This window comes from Dechloromonas aromatica RCB (assembly GCF_000012425.1).
On sequence record NC_007298.1, the window covers coordinates 1313337 to 1334867 of the forward strand.

Annotated in this window: 22 protein-coding genes; 14 read left to right on the plus strand and 8 right to left on the minus strand. The window is 58.2% G+C overall.

Annotated elements, in window-relative coordinates; all coding sequences use genetic code 11:
• Window position 1: 1 nt before the first annotated feature.
• Entirely contained in the window at window positions 2-928 is a 927-nt protein-coding gene (locus DARO_RS06285; RefSeq protein WP_011286973.1) for an MlaD family protein, read from the plus strand.
• Window position 929: 1 nt separating this feature from the next.
• Window positions 930-1535, plus strand: coding sequence for an ABC-type transport auxiliary lipoprotein family protein (locus DARO_RS06290; RefSeq protein WP_011286974.1), 606 nt, complete (start codon window positions 930-932; stop codon window positions 1533-1535).
• Here the strand turns inward: DARO_RS06290 and DARO_RS06295 are convergent.
• On the minus strand, window positions 1532-2155 hold the full coding sequence (locus DARO_RS06295; protein WP_011286975.1) for a TetR/AcrR family transcriptional regulator: 624 nt from the start codon (window positions 2153-2155) through the stop codon (window positions 1532-1534). The genes DARO_RS06290 and DARO_RS06295 overlap by 4 nt on opposite strands.
• A gap of 115 nt (window positions 2156-2270) precedes the next feature.
• Between DARO_RS06295 and DARO_RS06300 the strand changes: the two genes are divergently transcribed.
• The 10 genes from DARO_RS06300 to dnaB all read left to right on the plus strand — a co-directional run bounded on the left by DARO_RS06300 (window position 2271) and on the right by dnaB (window position 11270).
• Window positions 2271-3020: an electron transfer flavoprotein subunit beta/FixA family protein gene (locus DARO_RS06300; RefSeq protein WP_011286976.1), complete on the plus strand. Its 750-nt coding sequence runs from the start codon at window positions 2271-2273 to the stop codon at window positions 3018-3020.
• Between the two features lie 12 nt (window positions 3021-3032).
• Window positions 3033-3965, plus strand: a complete 933-nt coding sequence (locus DARO_RS06305; protein ID WP_011286977.1) for an FAD-binding protein — start codon at window positions 3033-3035, stop codon at window positions 3963-3965.
• Between the two features lie 9 nt (window positions 3966-3974).
• Window positions 3975-4640 (plus strand): energy-coupling factor ABC transporter permease, encoded by a 666-nt coding sequence (locus tag DARO_RS06310; RefSeq protein WP_011286978.1) that lies wholly within the window; start codon window positions 3975-3977, stop codon window positions 4638-4640.
• Window positions 4612-6444, plus strand: a complete 1833-nt coding sequence (locus DARO_RS06315; protein ID WP_011286979.1) for a hypothetical protein — start codon at window positions 4612-4614, stop codon at window positions 6442-6444. The genes DARO_RS06310 and DARO_RS06315 overlap by 29 nt, the downstream gene beginning before the upstream one ends.
• Before the next feature lie 5 nt (window positions 6445-6449).
• Window positions 6450-8231 (plus strand): acyl-CoA dehydrogenase, encoded by a 1782-nt coding sequence (locus DARO_RS06320; RefSeq protein WP_011286980.1) that lies wholly within the window; start codon window positions 6450-6452, stop codon window positions 8229-8231.
• A gap of 113 nt (window positions 8232-8344) precedes the next feature.
• Window positions 8345-8728: a 30S ribosomal protein S6 gene (gene rpsF / locus DARO_RS06325; protein ID WP_011286981.1), complete on the plus strand. Its 384-nt coding sequence runs from the start codon at window positions 8345-8347 to the stop codon at window positions 8726-8728.
• A gap of 24 nt (window positions 8729-8752) precedes the next feature.
• Window positions 8753-9082 (plus strand): primosomal replication protein N, encoded by a 330-nt coding sequence (gene priB, locus DARO_RS06330; RefSeq protein ID WP_041224245.1) that lies wholly within the window; start codon window positions 8753-8755, stop codon window positions 9080-9082.
• Window positions 9054-9329, plus strand: a complete 276-nt coding sequence (gene rpsR / locus DARO_RS06335) for a 30S ribosomal protein S18 (RefSeq protein ID WP_011286983.1) — start codon at window positions 9054-9056, stop codon at window positions 9327-9329. The genes priB and rpsR overlap by 29 nt, the downstream gene beginning before the upstream one ends.
• 18 nt (window positions 9330-9347) lie before the next feature.
• Window positions 9348-9794 carry a 50S ribosomal protein L9 gene (gene rplI, locus DARO_RS06340; RefSeq protein WP_011286984.1) on the plus strand — a complete coding sequence of 149 codons (447 nt, stop codon included), beginning with the start codon at window positions 9348-9350 and terminating at the stop codon, window positions 9792-9794.
• Window positions 9795-9860: 66 nt separating this feature from the next.
• The gene (gene dnaB / locus DARO_RS06345) at window positions 9861-11270 is read left to right on the plus strand and encodes a replicative DNA helicase (protein WP_011286985.1); all 1410 of its coding nucleotides are present in this window, start codon (window positions 9861-9863) and stop codon (window positions 11268-11270) included.
• A gap of 5 nt (window positions 11271-11275) precedes the next feature.
• On the opposite strand, the gene DARO_RS06350 is transcribed toward dnaB, so the two are convergent.
• From DARO_RS06350 to DARO_RS06360, 3 genes are all read right to left on the minus strand, one after another.
• Window positions 11276-12574: a transglutaminase-like domain-containing protein gene (locus tag DARO_RS06350; RefSeq protein WP_011286986.1), complete on the minus strand. Its 1299-nt coding sequence runs from the start codon at window positions 12572-12574 to the stop codon at window positions 11276-11278.
• A gap of 80 nt (window positions 12575-12654) precedes the next feature.
• On the minus strand, window positions 12655-14082 hold the full coding sequence (locus DARO_RS06355; RefSeq protein ID WP_011286987.1) for a PhoH family protein: 1428 nt from the start codon (window positions 14080-14082) through the stop codon (window positions 12655-12657).
• 33 nt (window positions 14083-14115) lie between these two features.
• Window positions 14116-14571 (minus strand): peroxiredoxin, encoded by a 456-nt coding sequence (locus DARO_RS06360; protein WP_041224246.1) that lies wholly within the window; start codon window positions 14569-14571, stop codon window positions 14116-14118.
• Between the two features lie 94 nt (window positions 14572-14665).
• Between DARO_RS06360 and DARO_RS06365 the strand changes: the two genes are divergently transcribed.
• Together DARO_RS06365 and DARO_RS06370 are read left to right on the plus strand one after the other, a co-directional pair.
• Window positions 14666-16810 carry an ABC transporter substrate-binding protein gene (locus DARO_RS06365; protein WP_085961222.1) on the plus strand — a complete coding sequence of 715 codons (2145 nt, stop codon included), beginning with the start codon at window positions 14666-14668 and terminating at the stop codon, window positions 16808-16810.
• Window positions 16807-17979: a methyltransferase gene (locus DARO_RS06370; protein ID WP_011286990.1), complete on the plus strand. Its 1173-nt coding sequence runs from the start codon at window positions 16807-16809 to the stop codon at window positions 17977-17979. Before DARO_RS06365 ends, DARO_RS06370 begins: the two co-directional genes overlap by 4 nt.
• Here the strand turns inward: DARO_RS06370 and DARO_RS06375 are convergent.
• From DARO_RS06375 to DARO_RS06390, 4 genes are all read right to left on the minus strand, one after another.
• Window positions 17957-18625: an HAD-IA family hydrolase gene (locus DARO_RS06375; protein WP_011286991.1), complete on the minus strand. Its 669-nt coding sequence runs from the start codon at window positions 18623-18625 to the stop codon at window positions 17957-17959. The two genes, DARO_RS06370 and DARO_RS06375, sit on opposite strands and share 23 nt — an antisense overlap.
• The gene (gene ubiG, locus DARO_RS06380) at window positions 18618-19316 is read right to left on the minus strand and encodes a bifunctional 2-polyprenyl-6-hydroxyphenol methylase/3-demethylubiquinol 3-O-methyltransferase UbiG (protein WP_011286992.1); all 699 of its coding nucleotides are present in this window, start codon (window positions 19314-19316) and stop codon (window positions 18618-18620) included. The genes DARO_RS06375 and ubiG overlap by 8 nt, the downstream gene beginning before the upstream one ends.
• Window positions 19317-19390: 74 nt before the next feature.
• On the minus strand, window positions 19391-20050 hold the full coding sequence (locus DARO_RS06385; RefSeq protein WP_011286993.1) for an OmpA family protein: 660 nt from the start codon (window positions 20048-20050) through the stop codon (window positions 19391-19393).
• A 56-nt stretch (window positions 20051-20106) separates the two neighbouring features.
• Entirely contained in the window at window positions 20107-21441 is a 1335-nt protein-coding gene (locus DARO_RS06390) for a TRZ/ATZ family hydrolase (protein ID WP_011286994.1), read from the minus strand.
• Window positions 21442-21531: the final 90 nt, after the last annotated feature.

Consider the following 21531-nt stretch of genomic DNA (forward strand, 5'->3'; position numbering starts at 1 on the left):
CATGGAAAATAAGTCTCACGCCTTTGCCGCCGGACTCTTTGCACTTCTCCTTGGCCTGGCGGCCTTGCTGGCAACCTATTGGCTAAGCGGTAGTCGCGATGCCTCACGTGATTACATCGTCGTGACCAAGCAAAATATTGGTGGCTTGAATCCACAGGCGCAGGTTCGCTATCGTGGTATCCGGGTTGGCAAGGTCAGCGACATCCGCCTTGATCCAGATGACTACAGCAATATCCTGGTCACCATTTCGGTCAATGAAGACGTGCCACTGACCACAGGGACCGTTGCCAAACTGAATTACCAGGGCGTCACCGGATTGGCGCATATCCTGCTGCTGGAGACAGGCAAGGACATGGCACCCCTGGAGCCTGATGGCGATAAATTGCCGCGTATCACGATGATTCCGTCGTTGCTGGATGAACTCGGTGAAACTGGGGCAGCCACGCTGAAGCAGGCCCGGCAGATGATGGCCAGTGCCAATGCACTGCTCAGCGAAGAAAATCGGACTCATCTGACGGCGACCTTGGCGAATCTGGAAGCGGCATCGGGAAGCATGAAACCGGCGCTGGAAAACCTCAATGCGACGCTGGTTCAAATGAGGAAATTGCTGGATGACCGCAACGTCAAACAACTTTCGCAAGCAGCCGGTGAGGTCGGGCCGTTGCTCAGCGATACCCGGATTCTGATCGGCAAGATGCAGGTCGCCACCGACAAGCTGGATGTCGCCATTGGCGATGCTTCGGCGGGCGGAACCTCGGCGTTGATGCCGCGCTTGAATGAGCTGGCGGTGGATTTTTCAATGACCTCGCGGCAGTTGAGTCGGGTTCTGCGCATTCTCGAAGACACGCCGCAAGGCTTGGTGTTTGGTGCACCAGCTCAGTCGCCTGGTCCGGGTGAGAGCGGATTCAACCCGAACGGAGGTAAATAAGATGCGCTGGCTTGTTGCGGTATTGCTCGGCCTTTGCCTCTCGGCATGTTTCACTGCGGGCAAGCGGGGTGGAGATACTCCGCTGGCGATCTATGACTTTGGCCCTCCGTTATCAAGCCTGCTTCCTGCACCCCGCAAACAGCCGGTTGCGCTGGAGGTGAGGGCTCCGCTGTGGTTCGATTCGCTGGGGATTGATTACCGTTTGACTTATGTCGAGGCGTCACGCCTGCGCGAATATGCCCAAGCTCGCTGGGCCGGACCTCCGGCACAGCTGATCCAGCAGCGGCTATCGCAGCGTCTCGGCTATGTGATGGCGGGGCAGGGGCAGACCCGTTGTCTGGTTCGTCTGGAAATTACAGAGTTCAGTCAGCTCTTTGCCGCCGCGGACAGCAGTCGCGGGGTTCTGCAAGGACGGGCTTGGTTGCTGGATCGTTCGCGCCGCCAAGTGGCGGAACTGGCGTTGAGTCTTGAAAAACCGGCACCGTCGGCGGATGCACGCGGTGGTGTGGAAGCCCTGACGCTCACGGTTGAGCAACTTGCAATCGACCTGTTTGCCTGGGAAAAAACACTGGCTGATGGCGCGGTTGCCGGAGGCTGTTTCAGTTAGTTGGAAACGATGCGCTCGGCGATGCGTTGCTTGAGATCGGCAAGATTGTCGTCGAAATGCGTGTAATGCATCAGCGACAGGCCAAAAACACAGGCGTAGAGCAGCAGGCTGCGGCTCTTGGCCTCGGCATCGGACATTCCTGCCGCAACAAACAGCTTGCGGGTGCATTCCAGCCGATAAAGATCCACCGCTTCGACAATGGCAGCAGCTTGTGGGTCGTGCCGAGCCCAGTCACGAACAGCCAGTTCGATCGACATTCCTTTGCGGTTGCGGCTGGCGCCGTATACTTCGATGGCATAGTGCAACTGGTCGCGTTCATTGCCGGGGGTCACTGCCGTCGTCTTTTCAATGTCGCGGATGCGGCCAAGTTTCCACTGTTCCAGCACGGCGTCGAGCAGTGCCTGCCGGTCCTTGAAGTGCCAGTAGAAACTGCCCTTGGTGACGCCGCAACGCTTGGCCAGCACTTCGACGCGCAAGCCGCTGACGCCTTCCTTGGCAAGAAGGTCGATCGCCACTTCCACCCAGCGATCCGGATCGAGCTGGGTGCGTGTTGCTGCCGCCCGCTTGCGAGGTTTGACCGATGTGGTTTTCATTGAGGACTTGACAGGTTTGTTTTCCATACGCTACCGTATGCTTTTCCATACGACACAGTATGGTCATTGTGCTGATTGAGTAGTTGTCTGTCAAACGGATGTCGCAGTTTAGAAAATCTAACCGAGTAAAAGGAGAAGGCTTGTGAAGATTCTGGTTCCGGTGAAACGGGTAGTCGATTACAACGTCAAGGTTCGCGTCAAGGCGGATGGTTCGGGTGTTGATCTGGCCAACGTCAAGATGAGCATGAACCCGTTTGACGAAATTGCCATTGAAGAAGCGGTACGTCTGAAGGAAGCCGGTGTGGCGACCGAGGTGATCGCCGTCTCCTGTGGCGTTGCTGCCTGCCAGGAAACGCTGCGTACGGCCATGGCGATCGGTGCCGACCGCGGCATCCTGGTCGAAACCGACGTCGAACTCCAGCCGCTGGCCGTCGCCAAGCTGCTCAAGGCACTCTGCGACAAGGAACAGCCACAACTCGTCATTTGCGGTAAGCAGGCCATCGACGACGATGCCAACCAGACCGGCCAGATGCTTGCCGCCCTGCAAAACTGGCCACAAGCCACGTTTGCCTCCAAGGTGGTCGTCGCTGATGGCAAGGCTACAGTGACCCGCGAAATCGACGGCGGCCTCGAGACCCTGGCGATCAGCCTGCCGGCCGTGGTTTCTACCGATCTGCGCCTGAACGAACCGCGCTATGCCACGCTGCCGAACATCATGAAGGCCAAGAAGAAGCCGCTCGATACCGTCAAGCCGGCCGATCTAGGCGTCGATGTTGCGCCACGCCTGACCACGCTCAAGGTTTCCGAACCAGCCAAGCGTAGCGCTGGCGTCAAGGTGGCCGATGTGGCCGAACTCGTGAACAAGCTTCGCAATGAAGCGAAAGTGATCTAAGGAGAGCAAACCATGACCATTCTCGTCATTGCCGAACACGACAACACCACCCTGAAGGCGGCCACCCTGAACACCGTTGCCGCTGCCCAGAAAATCGGTGGCGAAGTCCACGTGCTGGTCGCCGGTGCCAACTGCGCTGCCGCTGCGCAGCAAGCTGCCGGCCTGCAGGGCGTCGCCAAGGTCAAGGTGGCCGATGCCGCCCACTACGATGCGCAGACCGCCGAAAACTTGACGGCGCTGGTGGTTGCCAACGCTGCTGGCTACACCCACATCCTGGCACCGGCCACGACCTTCGGCAAGAACCTGTTGCCGCGTGTCGCCGCGTTGCTCGATGTGGCTCAGATTTCGGAAATTACTGCTGTTGAATCGGCTGATACCTTTGTTCGCCCGATCTACGCCGGCAACGCACTGGCTACCGTCAAGAGTGCCGATTCGGTCAAGGTCATCACCGTGCGGACAACTGCCTTCGATGCGGTCGCCACCGGTGGTTCAGCTGCCGTTGAGGCTCTCGCTGCGGCTGCCGATACCGCGCAATCCCAACTCCAAAACAGAGAACTGACCAAGTCCGAGCGTCCTGAACTCGGTGCGGCCAAGATCATCGTTTCCGGTGGTCGCGGTCTGGGTAGCGGTGAAAACTATCACAAGCTGCTCGAGCCGCTCGCCGACAAGCTGGGCGCTGCCCTCGGTGCCTCGCGTGCCGCGGTTGATGCCGGGTTCGTGCCGAACGACTATCAGGTCGGCCAGACCGGCAAGATCGTTGCGCCACAGCTCTATATTGCAGTCGGTATTTCTGGTGCCATCCAGCACCTCGCTGGCATGAAGGACTCCAAGGTGATCGTTGCAATCAACAAGGACCCGGATGCGCCAATCTTCCAGGTGGCGGATTACGGCCTGGTCGGTGACCTGTTCGAAGTGGTGCCGCAACTGGTGGCTTCCGTCGGCTAGAATAGCCATGTGAATCTGACTGATACCCTGCTGGGCGAAGCGTGGTACTGGACGGCTTGGGCCGTCTGGCTACCGCTCTTCGCCCGCTGTGTTTTAAGGGCACCTTGGGCAAGGCTCAGGGATTCCGATCAGTTGAACGTCTGGTTGGGCATGATCGTGCTGCTCACCGTGGTCTGGAGCTTGAAGGCAGGGGTCAAGCCGGGGTTGGGTTTTCATTTGCTCGGGGCCACGGTATTTACCTTGAGTTTCGGCCCGTATCTGGCCTTTATCGGCTTGTCGCTCGTGGTTGCCGGGATAACACTGAACGGTGCGGCAGGGCCATTCGCCTATGCGCTGAACGCATTGTTATTGGCAGGAACTAGTGTCGGGTTAAGTCAGGCACTTTATCGTGTCTTTTCCGGCGTGTTGCCCAAGCATTTTTTTGTATATATCTTCGTCAATGGCTTTCTCTGTGCCGCATTGACAATTATTGGGGTCGGATTCTGCGCCACCGTGTTGCTGGCATTGGCTGGCGCCTACGAGTGGGACTACCTGGTCAGCGAATATTTGCCCTATTACCTGCTACTGGGCTTTTCCGAAGCTTGGCTGTCGGGAATGATGATGACGCTTTTCGTGGTTTACCGGCCGAACTGGGTTGTTACATTTGATGATTCCCGTTATCTGGCGGGGAAATAACAGCTACAATTCTGTCACTTTTGTGTCATTAAAGGCAGTTTCCTTGGGCCGCTTTGGTTTTCGCTACTCCGCTTCGTTGCTGATGCTGGTCTTGTCCGGGAGCGTTTTTGCCGTCGGTCTCGGAGATCTGCGCGGGCAGCCTGTCCTTGGAAGCAGTATCCGGCTCGAAATCACACTTCTGGGCATGGAAAAACAGCAGCTCGATGTTGCGTGTTTTCGCCTTGTTCAGCCTGAGGCTTCCGGTGATCTGCCATGGTTGAAAAAAGCCACCCTGACTATCCGTAAGGGGGTTTCGCCTGTATTGGAGATCCGCTCGGAAGCGCCCTTGCGTGAGCCGATCATGCAACTGGCGGTACAGCTAGGCTGTGGGCACGAAATTTCTCGCGACTATGTTGTGATGGCATCGCCAGCCCGGGAAGGGGGCACGCCCGCAGTGGAGCCGCGCGTGGATCATATCGAGGCACAGGTTTCCACGGACGTTGTTCGGAAAGCTGTGCGAACTCGCTCGGTGACGCCGGTCGCTGTTGAGCCTCCTCCCACGCTTTCGCCTCGGAAGGCAGGGAGGCGCCTCGCTGAAACTTTGATCCCGGACCGCTTGGTGCTTTCGGATGCGGGTGATGTCGGTGAGCCTTCGTTACGTTTAGCGACCGAACTACAGGCCGGAGCGGGGGTGAAGGAAGCGCAGCGAGAAATCCTGCGCCTTGAATTCCGGATGCTGCTGGCCATGCATGAACAGGCTACTTCCCAAATGGCAGCGGCCGAGAAACTCCGCAACATGGAGGGAACGCTGGGTGAGCTTCAGCAGCGAGCCGGCGAGTTTGCCCAGCGTGTTGAAAAGGAAGGGACGGTGCCGATTGCCTCGGTGCCGCTCGTCGCCGTGCAACCCGTTCCGGTCCCTGGTCCGGCTACCAATGTGCCGGTTCGGCCGCAGCCGAGTTCCCTGGCGCCCGTGGTCAAGGACTTCTCTGGTCCTTCTGATTGGGGTTTTTATGGTGCGCTGCTCGGGGCTGTGCTTGGCTTGGCCGGTTGGTTTGGCTGGCGAAAGTATCGGGAACGTCAGCCGGTATCCGGCGAAGTGGAGTCCCCGATTGATGCGCCGGAAATGCAGGTTGATCCTAAGCGGGCCGAAGAACGCGAAGAGCTTGGTGGCATAGATTTGCCTTTCGAGGCAGCGGCGATGGGTATGCCTATCCAGGTCGATCTCGAACTGGATGGCAGGGATGCGCCTTCTCCGATACCGTTGCCAGAACCGGAAAAATCGCCGGAGAGGGCGCAGGACTCAATCCTGTCGATTAATGCCACGACGCTGGATGAGCATTTTGAAGCCAATCCGGTCATGGAGCTGGCTGACATCATGCTCTCTTTCGGGCGGGTGAAAGGGGCGGCTCAGGCACTTCAGGAGTTCATCGACCATAATCCGCAGGAAGCGTTGCAGCCGTGGATTCGCCTGATGGATGTGTATCGTATGGCGGGGATGCGTACAGAGTTTGAAAATGTCGCCCATAACCTTAATCTGAATTTCAACGTCGAGGTCCAGAGTTGGGATGGCGGAAAACCGGCGCTGGCAATCGCGGCTGAGGGCGATGGGGATGTTCCTGTTGCTCCGCGGCCGCAGTCTCTTGAGGATTTGCCTCGCCTGATGCAAACGGTGGTTGAACTCTGGAAGTCTGGCGACGTTGTGGGGTATTTGTACCAATTGCTGCGTGATAACCGTGGCGGCCAGCGACAGGGGTTTGCCCTGCCGGTGGTTGAGGATGTTTTGTTCCTGATTGAGCTGAAAGAAACTTCTAACCGAATGGAATAGATCTGATGAGCGAATATATTGCCCCCCTGAAAGATATCCGTTTTGTCATGCAGGATCTGGCCGGTCTGGACCAGGTCATCTCATTGCCGGGGTGCGAAGAGGCATCACCGGACGTCGTCGATGCCATTCTTGAGGAGGCGGCAAAGTTTTCCGGTGAAATCCTGTCCCCGCTCAATCGGGTTGGTGACAGGGATGGCGCCAAGTGGAAGGACAAGGCGGTAAGCACGTCGCCCGGCTTCAAGGAAGCCTATCGGCAGTTTGTCGATAATGGCTGGAATGGTATCGGTTGCGACCCGGAATTTGGCGGCCAAGGCCTGCCCAAATTGCTCTCGACGGCAGTCAGTGAAATGTGGAAGAGCGCCAACCATGCCTTCTCGCTGTGTCCGATGCTGACGCAGGGGGCGATTGAAGCGTTGATGATCGCCGGAACCGATGAGCAGAAAGCGGCTTATCTGCCGAACCTAGTTTCCGGTGAATGGACCGGGACGATGAACCTGACCGAGCCTTCAGCGGGTTCTGATCTGGCAGCAGTGCGCAGCCGCGCCGAGCCGGTTGGTGACGGAACATATAAGGTCTTCGGCCAAAAGATCTTCATTACCTACGGTGAGCACGACATGACGGACAACATCGTCCATCTCGTGCTGGCCAGGACGCCGAATGCACCGGAAGGCGTCAAGGGTATCTCGCTTTTCGTGGTGCCCAAGTTCTTGCTCAAGGCCGACGGTACGCCGGGCGAACGCAACGACGTCTATTGTGTATCCATCGAGCACAAGCTGGGCATTCATGGCAGTCCGACCGCAGTGCTGGCTTTTGGTGACAATGGTGGCGCGATCGGTACGCTGGTCGGTGAAGAAAATCGCGGCTTGGAATACATGTTCATCATGATGAACGCTGCTCGCTTTAATGTCGGACTCGAAGGTCTGGGTGATGCCGAGCGTGCCTATCAGCGTGCCGTGGTCTATGCGAAGGAGCGTGTCCAGGGCACGGAAGTCGGTGTCAGGGGCGGTCCAAAGGTGCCGATCATCAAGCATCCTGATGTTCGGCGCATGCTGATGTCCATGCGTTCGCGGATCGAAGCCATGCGTGCCTTGGCTTATGTCACTGCCGCCGCGCAAGACAACGCACACGGCAATCCGGATGAGGTCGAGCGCACGAAGGCACAAGCCTTTGCTGATCTGTTGATTCCTGTCGTCAAGGGCTGGAGTACTGAGAGCGCCATCGATATCGCCTCGCTGGGCGTGCAGGTGCATGGCGGCATGGGCTATATCGAGGAAACCGGCGCCGCCCAGCATCTGCGTGATGCCCGAATCACGGCGATCTACGAGGGGACAACGGCCATTCAGGCCAATGACCTGATCGGTCGCAAGATTGCTCGTGAAAAAGGCGTGACGATCAAGAGTGTGATTGCCGAAATGCGCGCTGCAGCTTCACAATTGGATGGCGATCTTGCATCAATCGGGGCTCGCCAGAATGCGGCAGTCGATGCGCTGGAAACAGCAGTGGACTGGATTGTCGCCAGTTTCGCCAGCGAGCCAAAAGCGGCGCATGCCGGTGCGGTGCCTTTTCTGTATCTATTTGGCATCGTCGCTGGTGGCTGGCAAATGGGCCGCGCGGCAGTGATTGCCCGGGCAAAGAGTGCTTCCGGTGAAACTGATCCCTTCTGGGCGGCCAAGCTGGCGACGACCCGCTTCTTCGCCGACCACTTTCTGACCCAGGCGCCGGGTCTGGCGGAGTCTGTGGTGGCTGGTGCAGTCGGCGCACTGGAAATTGCTGACGACTCTTTCTAGCCATCGTTCATCAGCTTTCTCCTAAAGCCCGAGATTGTTGTTATAATCTTGGGCTTTTCCACCTTGCCCTACCGCACCCGCATGGCGGGGGGTTTATCCCAAAAGGAGATTGCATGCGCCATTACGAAATCTGCTTTATCGTCCATCCGGACCAAAGCGAACAAGTGCCCGGCATGGTCGAGCGCTATCGCGCCATTGTTACTGCCAAGGGCGGTAGCATTCACCGTCTGGAAGACTGGGGCCGCCGTCAACTGGCTTACCCGATCCAGAAGATCCACAAAGCCCACTACGTTCTGATGAACATCGAGTGCGACGGCGACACGCTGAACGAACTCGAACATTCGTTCAAGTTCAACGACGCCGTGCTGCGCCACCTCACCGTCAAGATGAAGGCGGCTGTGACGACTCCTTCCCCGATGATGAAGGAAGAGAAGTCCAAGTCCATGATGCCTGGTGATGCCGCTCCGGCTGCCCCGGCTGAAACGGCTGCTGCTTAAGCATATTTGCACGGGAATTAACGGCTGAACTGTCTTTCACTCTCTGGCAATCTGGTCGAGCGCAAAGCCTTGCGCTATACGCCAGCCGGAGTTCCGGTCAGTGAAGGGAGGCTGCAACACAGCTCCTCGCAGATCGAAAGTGGGGCGGAGCGCTTGGTGGAGCTTGAAATCGCTGTCCTGGCCTTGGGTGAAAACGCCCGCTGGCTACAGGCTGCTCCCCTCGGAGGTGCAGTCAAAGTGACCGGATTTCTGGCAGCCAAGAGCCTCAACAGCCGAACGCCCGTGCTGCATGTGAATACACTCGAATATTTGGAAGGAAACGAAAATGGCTCGATTCTTCAAGAAGAAGGATGACGACAAGAAAAAGAAGCGCGGTGGCGGCCTGTTCAAGCGTCGCAAGTTCTGCCGCTTCACGGCTGAAAAGGTCGAACAGATCGACTACAAGGATGTGGATGTCCTGAAGGAATTCATCCAGGAAAACGCCAAGATCATGCCGGCTCGTCTGACCGGCACCAAGGCCGGCTACCAGCGCCAGCTGGGCACCGCTATCAAGCGCGCCCGCTTCATGGCTCTGCTGCCGTACACCGACAACCACCAATAATTTTCGGGGAGACGAAACATGCAAATCATTCTGCTCGAAAAGGTTGTTAACCTCGGTAACCTCGGCGACATCGTCAAGGTCAAGGACGGCTACGCCCGTAATTTCCTGATTCCGCAACGTATGGCCAAGCGTGCTACGCCGGCTGCCATGGCTGAGTTCGAAGCTCGTCGCGCCGAACTGGAAAAGCTGGCTGCTGAAAAGCTGGCAGCTGCCCAGGCTGTTGCTGACAAGATGAACGGTACCGTCGTTACCGTGGCTCGCAAGGCAGGTATGGACGGCCGTTTGTTCGGTTCCGTTGGTAACGCCGACATCGCCGACGCCCTGAAGGCTGCTGGCTACGTGGTCGATAAGTCTGCCGTTCGTATGCCGGAAGGCCCGCTCAAGGCAATTGGCGAGTTCCCGCTCGACGTTGCCCTGCACACTGACGTGCTGGCAAACATCACCGTGGCGATCGTTGCCGAGTAATTCCGGCAACGTCTCACGACAAAAGGCCTCGCAGTAGCGAGGCCTTTTTACTTTAAACTTCAAAACATGAACCAACGTCCTCAGAAACCCCGTATTCCCGATTCCACGCTGGACCACTTGCGCGTGCCGCCGCATTCGATCGAGGCCGAACAGTCGATCCTTGGCGGCTTGTTACTCGACAATCAGGCCTGGGATCGGATGGGCGATATGCTGACCGATGCCGATTTCTATCGCGATGAACATCGGCGTATCTTCCGGCAAATTCGTAATCTGCTCGAAAAGGCCAAACCGGCTGACGTGGTTACGGTGGCCGAGGCATTGGATGCGGCGGGGGAGGGTGAGCAGACCGGTGGCTTGGCTTATCTCGGTGAGCTGGCAGCGAATACACCATCGGCGGCCAATATCAAACGCTATGCCGAAATCGTTCGCGAGCGCTCCGTATTGCGCCAGTTGGTGGCAACCGCCGACGAAATTGCAGCCGATGCCCTGAATCCGCTTGGGCGGGATGCTGAAACTCTGCTCGACGAGGCAGAGTCAAAAATCTTCAAGATTGCCGAGGCCGGGGCTGGTCACAATGAAGGCTTCGTGCACATCAATCCCTTGCTCACCCAGGTGGTCGAGCGTATTCAGGAATTGCATGATCGCGACAACCCTTCCGATATCACCGGGGTGCCGACCGGATTTATCGATCTGGATTCGAAGACCTCCGGCTTTCAGCCGGGCGATCTGATTATCGTTGCCGGGCGCCCGTCAATGGGTAAAACCGCCTTTGCCTTGAATATTGCCGAGAATGTGGCGGTCGACTCCGGTTTACCGGTTGGTGTCTTCTCCATGGAAATGGGCGGCGCCCAGCTCGCCATGCGGATGCTGGCCTCGATCGGGCGTCTGAACTCACAGAGCCTGAGAACGGGGCGCATGAGCGACGAAGAATGGTCCAAGTTGTCGTTTGCGCTGGGCAAGCTACACGAGGCGCCGATCTATATCGATGAAACCGGCGGCTTGAGTCCGGCTAACCTGCGGGCCAGAGCACGGCGCCTGGCGCGCCAGTATGGCGGCAAGCTTGGCTTGCTGGTCATCGACTACATCCAGCTGATGTCGGGTAACCGCCAAGGCGAGAACCGGGCGACGGAAGTGTCCGAGATTTCGCGCTCGATCAAGTCGCTGGCCAAGGAATTGCAGGTTCCAATCGTGGCGTTGTCACAGCTTTCCCGGAAGGTCGAGGAGCGTACCGACAAGCGTCCGATGATGTCCGACTTGCGCGAATCCGGCGCTATCGAGCAGGATGCCGACGTGATCCTGATGATGTACCGCGATGAGTACTACAACAAGGATAGCAACGATAACAAGGGCTTGGCCGAAGTGATCATCGGCAAGCAGCGTAACGGCCCGACCGGGACCGTACGCTTGGCCTTCATTGGCGAATACACCCGTTTCGAGAATCTGGCCAGCGGCGGTTTTGTCGATTCCCAGAACTAGTCTGACTAGAGGGCGACCTGACGGGTTTTGATGCTGTATTGAATGGCGGTCTGATTGCTTCCATCATAACGGGTGCCTGAAGGCTCCATCTGAGGAAAGAGCAGGAAGGGCATCGCGGAATTCTTCCCAGGAAGGACGACGTCCGCTCCCAGATTGAAGGCAATCCAATTCATTTCCCAGACGCCGAACAGGATTTTTCTCAAAGAAATCAGTTTGCTATCCCGGTCGGATAGGCCTTCCGTGGCAATCGTGCGTCGCACATCGCTGGGGTCGACCGGAATCCAGCCGTAACCAGGGACGTAGAATTCGGCGCGGACGTGTTGGCCGTGGGTCGCATCATCATTACTCAGGCCTAGGCTGCGGAACAGGCGGGAGGAGCCTGTGCGCAGGCCGTAGACACAACGCGCTGGAATGCCGATGGCACGGCAGATGGCGACAAATAGCCCGTTGATGTCAGCCGAGCGCCCGCCGTATTGTCCCTGGATCAATTGACGACGAACGTCGCCGGTGCCACAGCCTGGCAGGCTGGGGTCATAAATCGAGTTGTCGACGACCCAGTCGTAAATGGCCTTGGCTTGGGCGACGGGATCCTTGATCCGGCCAAGGATGCGCTCGCCGAGCTGGAAGGCCAGGCCATCGTTGGGAATCAATTGAGATGCCTGCAGGTTGCGGCGCAGGATGTCTTCGCGTTCCGGCGCCACCGTGCGCTTGGTGACATCAAAATGTCGGTCTGCGGTGGTCACCAGCGTGGTGAGTTGCAACTTGGCATCACCGCCGTCCGGCCATTCGCAATAGAAGACCTCTAGGTCGCCATCCGGCAGTCGACGCATGCCGGCATTGGCCGGATTTCCTGCCCAGGAGTGGCCGAGCGTGCGTTGAAAGAGGGTGTCCTGATTGAGCGGCAACGGCAGCCACAGCTTGCTGGGTCCGCTCTTGTTTTTCAGGCTGACCGTTGTGGTGATTTCGTAGGTGCGCCAGTCCGACGGCGGTTCCGGCGCTCTGACCGGAGGGAGTCTGGAGGCTGTTGTGCCTTGCGGCGGCCGTTCGATGACCGGGTCGTCAGCCGTATGGGTGACCGGTTCCTGTGGCCGGTAAGTGATCTTGCCCTTGTGGTGGCGATCAGGTTTCGCGCCCGATTTTCTTGATGCTTTTCCTGACGAAGCCTTCCCGGCAGCGCCCTTTTTCTTGGCGCCCCCCGTGGAACTTTTGGCTGCGCTGGCCTTGGCCTGCTTCTTGGCAGCCCAGGCGTCAGAAACAAATAGCGAGAGTGCGGCGGCTGATGCTAGAAAGTCGCGACGTTTCAAGTGACTCCTCCGGCGGAATTAATCCGTGGCTGAAACGAAAAGGCCGTGTCACTGACACGGCCCCTTAATTGAAGGGTCGATTATAGCACTTCGGCGGCGTGGTCGGCCAGACGGGAACGCTCCCCGCGTTGTAACGTAATGTGACCGGAGTGCGGCCAGCCCTTGAAGCGGTCGACAACATAGGTCAGGCCGGAACTGCCTTCCGTCAGGTAGGGCGTGTCAATCTGGGCGATATTCCCGAGACAGACCACCTTGGTGCCGGGGCCGGCGCGCGTGACCAGCGTTTTCATCTGCTTTGGCGTCAGGTTCTGCGCCTCGTCGATGATCAGGTACTTCTTCAGGAAGGTCCGGCCGCGCATGAAATTCATCGACTTGACCTTGATCCGCGAGCGGATGATGTCGTTGGTTGCTGCCTTGCCCCAATCGCCGCCATAGGGGCCGCCGCTGTTTTCGTCGCTATGGGTCAGGACATCCAGATTGTCTTCAAGAGCCCCCATCCATGGCGCCATTTTTTCTTCCTCGGTGCCGGGCAGGAAGCCGATATCTTCGCCGACCGGGACCGTGACGCGGGTCATGATGATTTCAGCGAAGCGCTTGCTTTCGAGTACCTGCGTCAGTCCGGCGGCCAGCGTCAGCAGGGTCTTGCCGGTACCGGCCTGGCCGAGCAGGGTGACGAAGTCGATATCCGGGTTCATCAACAGGTTCAACGCGAAATTCTGTTCGCGGTTGCGGGCGGTGATGCCCCAGATGGCATTCTTCGGATGGGTGTAATCGACCAGCGTTTCCAGCACCGCAGTCTTGCCAGCTGTCTCCTTGACGATTGCGGTGAAGCCATCGCTCTCCAGCCAGACGAATTCATTGACCAGCAGTTGCGGACCGAGCGGGCCGGTCACCTTGTAATAGGTCTTGCTGTCCTTCTTCCACGACTCCATGCCCTTGCTGTGCTTGTCCCAGAAATTGTCGGGCAGGGCGCGGGTGCCGGTGTAGAGGATGTCGGTATCCTCGAGCACCTTGTCATTGAAGTAATCCTCAGCCAATAGGTTGAGGGCGCGCGATTTGATGCGCATGTTGATGTCTTTCGACACCAGGATGACCGGGCGTTTCGGAAATTTCTTCTGGAGGTGAATGACCACTGACAGAATCTGGTTGTCGACCTTGGAGGTCGGCAGGCCCTGCGGTAGTTCGGCGCTGATAGCCTCGGTCTGCAGGTAGAGGCGGCCGCTGGCCAGCTTGCTGGAAGGGCCGAAAAGGTCGATGCCTTCGTCGATGTCGACTTCATCGTGGGCCAGCATTTCGTCGAGCATGCGCGAGGCCTGGCGGGCGTTGCGGGCAATTTCGGTCATGCCCTTCTTGTGGTTGTCGAGCTCCTCCAGTGTCATGATCGGGATGAAAATATCGTGTTCCTCGAAGCGGAACAGGCAACTGGGATCGTGCATCAGCACGTTGGTATCGAGAACGAAAATCTTGGTAACGGCGGGCTTCTTTGTGGCAGCGGGCTTGCGCGGCATGGAGTGGGCCTTTGGTCGGGGTGGGAAAAGGGGTTAAAGGGTTTTGACGAAATCGAGCACTTCCTGGACGTGGCCGGGCACTTTGACACCGCGCCATTCGCGGCGCAGCACGCCGTTGAGGTCGATGACGAAAGTGCTCCGTTCTATGCCACGGACTTGTTTCCCATACATGTTTTTCATTTTCATGACAGAGAACAGGTTACAGACGGCTTCATCGGCATCCGAACCGAGTTCAAACGGGAATTCCTGCTTGGCCTTGAAGTTTTCATGTGACTTCAGGCTGTCCCGGGAGATACCGAGAACGACCGCGTTTGCTGCGGCAAACTGATCGTGGAGGTCGCGAAAATTCTGCCCTTGCGTGGTGCAGCCAGGGGTGCTGTCCTTTGGATAGAAATAGATGACCACAATCTTGCCGGCCTGTGCGGCCAGGTTGAAGGTTGTGCCGCTGGTGGCGGGCAGGGAGAAGTCGGGGATTTTTGTATCGAGCATGCGGATGCCTCTGTGTTGTGGTGTTTGAGCCATTGTGGGCAATTCTCATCGGGCTGGTCAAGCGCTGTCGCGGGCATTTGCTAAACTGCGTGCCATGCGAAAAATCTGTGCCGGTCTCACTGTTGTCATCGCCCTGTCCGGATGCGGGCAGGCGTGGAACGATCCATATCCGATTGCCGACGCGGGCCGCAACATCCTCTACACGGCTTTTACCGATCGCCCGAAGCATCTGGATCCGGCGCAGTCCTACACGGAGGACGAGATCGCTTTTACCGCGCAGATCTATGAACCGCCACTGCAATACCACTACCTGAAGCGGCCGTACGAACTGATCCCATCGACGGTCGAGCAGGTGCCTGTACTTCGCTTTTTCGATGCGGCCGGCCGGGAGTTGCCGCACGATGCGCCTGTCGAGCGCATTGCCGAGAGCGTCTACGAACTGAAACTGAAGCCGGGTATCCGTTTTCAACCGCACCCGGCCTTTGCTGTCGATGCCAATGGTCAACCGGTATTCGGGGGCAAAAATCAGGCGGATGGCCGGCAGACGGTAGGTGATTTTCCGTCGACCGGTACCCGTGAACTGACCGCCGACGACTACATCTACCAGATTAAGCGCCTGGCCCATCCGCGCCTGCATTCGCCGATTTTTGGCATGATGGCCGACAAGATCGTTGGCCTGAAAGAACTCGGCGAAAACCTTCAGAAAGCGGCCAAGGACAAACCGGCGGACGAATGGCTCGATCTTGATACCTTTCCGCTGGCCGGTGTCGAGAAGGTGGATAGCCGCACCTGGCGTATTCGCATCAAGGGCAAGTACCCGCAGTTCCTTTATTGGTTGGCCATGCCCTTCTTCGCCCCGGTGCCGCGCGAGGCTGACCGTTTCTTTGCCCAACCGGGCATGGCAGTGAAGAACCTGACGCTGGACTGGTGGCCGGTCGGTACGGGGCCTTACCTGCTCAGTGAGAATGATCCGAATCGCCGCATGGTGCTGTCACGCAATCCGAATTTCCATGGCCAGGCCTATCCCTGTGAAGGGGAGCCCGGTGACCGAGAGGCCGGGCTGCTGAATGATTGCGGCAAAGCGCTGCCCTTCATCGATCAGGCCATCTTCAACCGCGAGAAGGAGGCGATCCCGTACTGGAACAAGTTCCTGCAGGGTTACTACGATGCCTCGGGGATTTCTTCGGACAGCTTCGACCAGGCCGTGCGCGTCAATGTCGGCGGCGATGTGGCGCTGACTGACGAGATGCGCGACAAGGGCATCCGACTGCTCACTTCGGTCAAGTCTTCGACCTTCTACATGGGTTTCAATATGCTCGACCCGGTCATTGGCGGTTTATCGCCAAGGTCGACCAAGCTGCGGCAGGCCATTTCGATCGCCATCGATCAGGAAGAATATATTTCCATTTTCCAGAACGGCCGCGGCATTGCGGCGCAGAGTCCGCTGCCGCCGGGGATTTTCGGCTATGAGCCGGACGAGCAGGGTATCGACAGCACGGTCTACGACTGGGTCGACGGCAAGCCGAAGCGCAAAGCGGTCGAGGTGGCGAAAAAGCTGGTCGCCGAAGCCGGCTATCCGAATGGCCGCGACGAAAAGACGGGTGAGCCACTGGTCGTCAATCTTGATACCACCAGTGGCGGGATGGGGGAAAAGTCACGCCTCGACTGGCTGACCCGGCAGTTCGCCAAAATCGACGTGCAACTGGTCATCCGCTCGACCGACTTCAACCGTTTCCAGGACAAGATTCGCAAAGGCAACGTCCAGCTTTATTACCTGGGCTGGAATGCCGATTATCCGGACCCGGAGAACTTCTTCTTTCTGCTCGATGGCAACGAAGGTAAGGTCGCCAAGGGAGGGGAAAATGCGTCCAACTATGCCAATCCGGAATTCGACCGTTTGTTTGTTCGTATGAAAAACATGGACAACACCCCGGAGCGCCTCGGCATCGTCCGCCAGATGAATCGCATCCTGCATCACGATGCACCGTGGGTGTTCGGCCTGCATCCGAAGAGCTATACCTTGGGTCATCGCTGGTTGAAAAACCGCAAGCCGAATGATGTCGGCAACAATATCCTGAAATATCAGCGCATTGATGTTGTCGATCGGGCTACGGCTCGGCGAGACTGGAACAGTCCGGTGTTCTGGCCGCTTGGGCTGGGCTTGCTGGTGCTGGTCATGGCTATCGTGCCTGCCGTGATTGGCTATCGGCGGCGCGAGCGCCGGGCAGCCGTCAAGTGAGACTGGCTGAGCGTCAGCAGGAACTTGATGCAGGGCTGCTGAACTTCCGTGATCTTTGGCATCCCCAGCCCTTTCGTGAAATCCGTCCGGACTGGTGCGAGCAATGGCCGGCGCTGACCGATGAGTTGCTGGCGCTGCCAGAAGCGTTGGTTGCCGGTCTGAATGATGATTTGCCTGCCGCGCTGAATCTTTTGGCCAAACACGTGCCTGGAGTTGCTGCCATCGCCGCGCTGAGCGAGTTGCCGGCCATGCCGCAGCAAGCGCTGGCTGAGCGAGCAAAGCATTGGGCTTGGGAGATTCCGGGCCGCAAGCGCGAGCAGATCGAGGCTTTTGCTGCGGCCACTGTCAATTGCGGTCAGCCGGTTCTTGATTGGTGTGGCGGCAAGGGGCATCTCGGCCGTCTTCTGGCGCTGACCTGGCAGACGCCGGTGCATACACTCGAAATCGATGCTGGTCTGTGTGATTCCGGTTCCTCCTTGGCGCATCGCGCTGGGGTGATGCAGGAATTTGTCGCTGCCGATGCGATGGAAACGGCGACCTGGCCGCAATCCGGGCAACACGCGGTGGCGCTGCATGCCTGCGGGGAGCTGCATCGACGCCTGATTCAACAGGGGGCCGCAAGGTCCGTTGATTGTTTTGACGTAGCACCGTGCTGCTACTACCGAGGGGTTGCCGAGCGCTACCAGCCGCTTTCCGGTGACCTGCAGTTGTCTCTGAGTCGGGACGATACCCGTCTAGCGGTCACCGAGACGGTCACCGCCTCGCCTCGAGAGACCCGCAAGCGGGATCGGGCAATGGCCTGGAAGCTTGGTTTTGACGCCTGGCGTCGGCAGGTGTCCGGTGACGCTTACCGGACATTCAAGCCGGTGCCCGACATTTGGATGCGCGCGGAATTTGCCGAATTTCTGGTCAAGATGGCAGAACGAGAAGGGCTGGCTCTTCCCTCGGCCGGTGTCGCTGATGAGTTTGAGGCTCAGGGCTGGGAACGGCGCCATGACCTGATGCGCCTGTCGATCGTTCGCCACGCCTTTCGCCGAGCCATCGAGGTCTGGCTGGTTCTCGATTTGTCGGTATATCTCGAAAAGGTAGGCTACGCAGTCGCTTTGGGCAGTTTTTGCGAACGAAAATTAACGCCGCGCAACCTGCTTATTTCGGCCCGGCGTGTCTAGCGAGGTATTCCGCCAGTTCGCTTGGCCGGTCGATGATCAGATCGGCGCCCCAAGTGTGTGGAGGACCGCTATCGCCGAGGTAGCCATAGGAAACAGCCACTGTCTTGCAACCGGCTGCGTTGCCGGCGACGATGTCACGCCGGTCATCGCCAACGTAGAGTGTGCGCTCCGGCCGGCAGTTCAGCAGGCGGCAGGCATGCAGGATGGGCAATGGCGACGGCTTGACTTCGGCCGTCGTGTCGCCGCTGACGACGCAGGTGGTACGAGGGGTGAGTTGCAGCAATTCGACTAAAGGGTCGGTAAAGCGCATCCGTTTGTTGGTGACGATCCCCCAGGCCAGACTCATCTGCTCCAGCGCATCCAGCAATTCCGGAATTTCATCGAACAGCCGGGTGGCATGGCACAAGCGCTCTGCGTAAATGGCGAGAAAGCGTTGCGACAGGCGTTCGTAGGCGGAATGCGCAACGTCGATGCCAAAGCCAGTCTTTAGCAGGCCACGAACGCCCTGCGACGTGAAGGGGCGCAGGGTTTCAAGCGGGATCTGCAGTCGTCCTTCCTCCAGCAGCAGAATGTTGACCGACTCGCCCAGGTCGGGCGCCGTGTCGGCCAAGGTGCCATCCAGGTCGAACAGAACAGCATCAAACATGCCGGATGGTGCGCATCAGGTAATTGACGCTGGTGTCTTTGCCGAGTGAGTACTTCTTGGTCAGTGGGTTGTAGCTCATGCCGACAAGTTCTTCAGGTTCAAGGTTGGCCATCTTCGCCCAGCGGGCGAGCTCTGATGGCTTGATGAACCTGGCGTAATCGTGCGTTCCCTTGGGCAGCATCTGCAGCACGTACTCGGCTCCGATGACTGCAAACAGGTAGGATTTCGGGTTACGGTTGAGCGTGGACAGGAAAACCTGGCCACCCGGCTTGACCAGGCGGGCGCAGGCCGTGATGACGCTGGATGGATTGGGAACGTGTTCGAGCATTTCCAGGCAGGTGACAGCATCAAATTCACCGGGCATCTGTTCGGCCAGTTCCTCGACGGAAATCTTGCGGTAATCGACCTTCTGGCCGGTTTCCAGCAGGTGGAGCTTGGCCACGCCCAATGGTTTCTCGGAGAGGTCAATGCCAGTCACATTTGCGCCACGAACAGCCATGCCTTCAGACAGCAGGCCTCCACCACAGCCAACGTCCAGAACGCGTTTGCCAGCCAGACTGATCGCCTGATCGATCCAGTCGATGCGGAGCGGGTTGATATCGTGCAGCGGCTTGAATTCGCTGTTCGGATCCCACCAGCGGTGGGCAAGTTCACCAAATTTATCCAGTTCGGCTTGGTCGGCGTTAAGCATGGCTTTTATCTGTTCAATTGACGGAAAAGAAAAAGCCCTGCCAAGGCAGGGCTTTTCGGTGAAGCGACGGCCGATTACTTGGTGCCGATGACTTCGATGTCGACGCGACGATCCGGCTGCAGGCAGTCGATCAGGGCCTTGGTCTTGGCATTGCCCTTGCACTTGTCGCCGGTGACCGGCTGCTTCTCGCCCTTGCCTTCGGTGTAAACACGGTTGGCTTCGATACCCTTGGCAACCAGGTATTCCTTGACAGCGGCAGCGCGCTTCTCGGACAGCTTCTGGTTGTAGGAATCGGAACCGATGCGGTCGGTGTGGCCAACGGCCAGGATCACTTCAAGCTTGATGGCCTTGGCCTTGGAGACCAGCTCGTCGAGCTTGGCTTTACCAGCCGGACGCAGGACAGCCTTGTTGAAGTCGAACAGGGCGTCAGCAGCGACGGTGATCTTTTCACCGGACGGCTTCACGCCAGCAGCAGCGGCACCGGCCGGGGCGGCTGCGGGGGCAGCGCCGCAAGCGGAAGCCGGCAACAGGTCCTTGTCGCACTCGCAACCGGCCTTGTCGGCAGCGGCAGCGGCCGGGGTCCAGTAGCCATCGCGCCAGCACAGACCGAAGCCGCTCTTGGCGACGACGTCACGCTGGTCGATCAGGTAAACGCGCTCTTGCGCAACAGCAGAGAAGCCGATGCCAGCCAGCAGGGCCAGAACCAGAGATTTCTTGACGATATTTTTGATCATTGTTTTCCCTCATTGAAGAAAATTTGGAAATCTTTAACCCGCTCCACGACCATAGATCAGGTCCGCTGGCGGAATTCCAAACTATTCTGCCATAGTGCTATCGCAGATTCCAAATCATTTTGGTCGTGCTGAAGTAAAGATTTGTCGTCTACGCAACACTTTCCGGCGACCCAGACGTGAGTAACTGATTCTCGGCCTGAGACATTGATCAGGTGTGACACTGGGTCGAAACAGGGGCGTGTTTCCAATGCCGCCAGGCTGACGGCACAAAGGTCTGCTGATTTTCCCGGGGTGATCGAGCCGACTTCATTGCCGAGTCCCAGTGCTTGGGCGGCATAGAGTGTGGCCATGCGCAGGATTTCTCTGGCTGGCAGGGCGCTGGCATCACCGGTTAGTCCTTTGGCTAATAGGGAGGCCAGGCGCATTTCGCCAAACAGGTCGAGGCGGTTGTTGCTTGCCGCGCCGTCGGTACCTAGCCCGACATTGATGCTAAATTGTCTCATTTTCGCTACTGGAGCAAAGCCGCTGGCCAGTTTGAGGTTAGAGGTGGGGCAGTGGGCGATATTGCAGCCGGTATCGGCGAGTAGTTGCAGGTCGTCGTCGTTCAGGTGGACGGCGTGGACCCCGATGAAATTGGGGCCGAGTAGTCCGAGTTTGTGCAGGCGGGCCAGCGGTCGCAGTTTGTGCTGCTTAAGATTTTCGTCAATTTCCTGCTGTGTTTCGTGAATGTGGCAGTGCACCGGCAGATTCAGTTGCTCGGAGAGCGTCAGAATCCGTTCAAAAGTGCTGTCAGACACGGTGTAAGGGGCGTGGGGTGCCAGGCAGAAGTCAATCAGTGGATTGTTGTGCCACGCTTCGCGGACGGCCAGTCCCTTGTTGATGTAATCGGTGGCATCACTGGCATAGGGGGTTGGGAACTCCAGCGTGGTGATGCCGAGCATTGCACGCATGCCGAATTCGGATGCGGCCGTCGCAGCAGCTTCCGGGAAAAAGTACATGTCGTTGAAGCAGGTAATCCCGCCTTTGAGCATTTCAGCGCAGGCGAGGCGGGTGCCGTCGTAGACGAACTGCGACGAGAGATGGGCGGCTTCTGTCGGCCAGATATGTTTCTGTAGCCACTCCATCAATGGCAGGTCGTCGGCCAGGCCACGCATCAGGCTCATCGCGGCGTGGGTGTGCAGGTTGATCAGGCCGGGAATCAGGATGTGGTCCTGAAGTACCGTGGTCTTCTTCGGCGCATACAGGGCACGGGCTTCGCCGGCGGGCAGGATGGCCAGAATGCGACCTTGGTTGACGGCGACGGCGTGGTTTTTGTGTACCACGTCGGGGTCGACCGCAGCAATCCAGCGTGCTTCGATCAGAAGGTCGATAACTTCAGGTGTTGTTGTCATGAAAAACGGGGTCTATCCGGTGAAGGTCGCGTGTTAAAATAGCAAATTACGCTTGAATCAACTAATAAGGCATCGCGCAAGCGGTGCGAA

Coding starts and splice junctions, on each gene's coding strand:
- DARO_RS06355 (WP_011286987.1), bottom strand. CDS start 14,082: ATGCCGCGCAAGCCCGCTGCCACAAAGAAGCCCGCCGTTACCAAGATT.
- DARO_RS06390 (WP_011286994.1), bottom strand. CDS start 21,441: ATGACAACAACACCTGAAGTTATCGACCTTCTGATCGAAGCACGCTGG.
- DARO_RS06285 (WP_011286973.1), top strand. CDS start 2: ATGGAAAATAAGTCTCACGCCTTTGCCGCCGGACTCTTTGCACTTCTC.
- DARO_RS06295 (WP_011286975.1), bottom strand. CDS start 2,155: ATGGAAAACAAACCTGTCAAGTCCTCAATGAAAACCACATCGGTCAAA.
- rpsR (WP_011286983.1), top strand. CDS start 9,054: ATGGCTCGATTCTTCAAGAAGAAGGATGACGACAAGAAAAAGAAGCGC.
- DARO_RS06360 (WP_041224246.1), bottom strand. CDS start 14,571: ATGCTCGATACAAAAATCCCCGACTTCTCCCTGCCCGCCACCAGCGGC.
- rplI (WP_011286984.1), top strand. CDS start 9,348: ATGCAAATCATTCTGCTCGAAAAGGTTGTTAACCTCGGTAACCTCGGC.
- rpsF (WP_011286981.1), top strand. CDS start 8,345: ATGCGCCATTACGAAATCTGCTTTATCGTCCATCCGGACCAAAGCGAA.
- DARO_RS06305 (WP_011286977.1), top strand. CDS start 3,033: ATGACCATTCTCGTCATTGCCGAACACGACAACACCACCCTGAAGGCG.
- DARO_RS06320 (WP_011286980.1), top strand. CDS start 6,450: ATGAGCGAATATATTGCCCCCCTGAAAGATATCCGTTTTGTCATGCAG.
- DARO_RS06290 (WP_011286974.1), top strand. CDS start 930: ATGCGCTGGCTTGTTGCGGTATTGCTCGGCCTTTGCCTCTCGGCATGT.
- ubiG (WP_011286992.1), bottom strand. CDS start 19,316: ATGCTTAACGCCGACCAAGCCGAACTGGATAAATTTGGTGAACTTGCC.
- dnaB (WP_011286985.1), top strand. CDS start 9,861: ATGAACCAACGTCCTCAGAAACCCCGTATTCCCGATTCCACGCTGGAC.
- DARO_RS06365 (WP_085961222.1), top strand. CDS start 14,666: ATGCGAAAAATCTGTGCCGGTCTCACTGTTGTCATCGCCCTGTCCGGA.
- DARO_RS06375 (WP_011286991.1), bottom strand. CDS start 18,625: ATGTTTGATGCTGTTCTGTTCGACCTGGATGGCACCTTGGCCGACACG.
- DARO_RS06385 (WP_011286993.1), bottom strand. CDS start 20,050: ATGATCAAAAATATCGTCAAGAAATCTCTGGTTCTGGCCCTGCTGGCT.
- DARO_RS06315 (WP_011286979.1), top strand. CDS start 4,612: ATGATTCCCGTTATCTGGCGGGGAAATAACAGCTACAATTCTGTCACT.